At 65.6% G+C, this 1,208-nt stretch carries 1 protein-coding gene and 1 pseudogene; both read right to left on the reverse strand.

What is annotated here, in order from left to right; genetic code table 11:
- A pseudogene (locus MXB90_RS17685) lies at positions 1–658 on the reverse strand (hypothetical protein); the annotation flags it as partial.
- Positions 659–882: 224 nt separating this feature from the next.
- The coding region (locus MXB90_RS17690; protein ID WP_250046723.1) for a hypothetical protein at positions 883–1,208 on the reverse strand (326 nt) is incomplete at its 5' end.

Consider the following 1,208-nt stretch of genomic DNA (forward strand, 5'->3'; position numbering starts at 1 on the left):
CCGATAGCGCGGGATTAAACAGCGCCGAGCTGAGATCGCCGTGTTTCACATTGTCGCCGCCGCCGCCGTAGAAATGGCAATTGCCGCAATTGTCCCGCCCCGGCAGGCCGACCGATTGCGCCGCCCGGGTCAGATCCACCGCCCAGGCATCCGCGCCGGTGATGGTCTTGGCACCGGGTGCCACCGGGTCCAGCGGCGGGTGACCGGCCAGATTGTCCTGCTTGGTATATTGCCCCGACCGGTCATGGCAGGCCAGGCAATCCACCGCCGTCGGATCGGCAGGCGCTGCGACGCGGGTGTCTTCCCAGCCGTAGCCTGTGTGGCACGATGTGCAGCGCACCTCATTCGTGGCGACATTGCCGCAAAAGGAATTCAGCACATTGCGCTTGCCCAGCAGCTGATCGGTGGCGGGATTGGTGAAATCCCAGGTGAAATGGGTCGTGTGCATCACCTGATTGCCGGCCTCGGTATGACACGACAGACAGGCCGCCGTCACCTCGGGGCCCGAGGCAAAGTCGCGCATCAGGGGTTTCAGCTTGGAATGATCGGTGGTGACCCCGCGCGCCTGGGCCGGGGGCTGCGACGAATTCTGGGCAATGGCAGGCCCGGCGCATGCCAGAACCATGGCGGCCAGCAGTGCTGCAACCCTCGGCTTCATCACATTCCCCCCTTCGCCTTTCCGCGTCTTCACCCGCAGCCTAGCACGGATCACGACAATTTGAGCAATCACTTTGACACGTTTCGTTTGGCCCGCGCGATCCGGTCCGACGCCGGCAGGCGCAAAACCCTTCTATGGCACAGGCCCCGTTACGATTTCCTTGCGGGGCCTGCGGGTTTTTGCCGCATCGGCCGGCAGGCGCGCCGCCGATGGCTTTGGGGCGATCAGAAGCTCATGACCGTGGTGTTCGGCGCCACGATTGCCGCGCCCATCGCATCGGGGGCGGCGGCGGTGACGCCGTCCATCAGGATGCTGGCATCCGCGCCCTTGCCGGGCAGATAGATCGCGCAGACCTGCACCTTCAGGCCGTTCTTTTCGATCATCGTCTTCAGCAGGCCCTGCGGGCTTGCCCCCTTGGGCGGCTGGCCTTCGGTGGCGCTTGCGGGCGCCTCTTTCAGCGCGATGTCCCCGGCCGGACCGCACAGCAGCACCTCGGCCTCGGCCCCGGCGCCGATGGCGTTCATCGTCAACACCATCGCCATCAGCTGGG

Source organism: Phaeovulum molybdatiresistens (assembly GCF_023544865.1).
Taxonomy (GTDB): Bacteria; Pseudomonadota; Alphaproteobacteria; order Rhodobacterales; family Rhodobacteraceae; genus Pontitalea.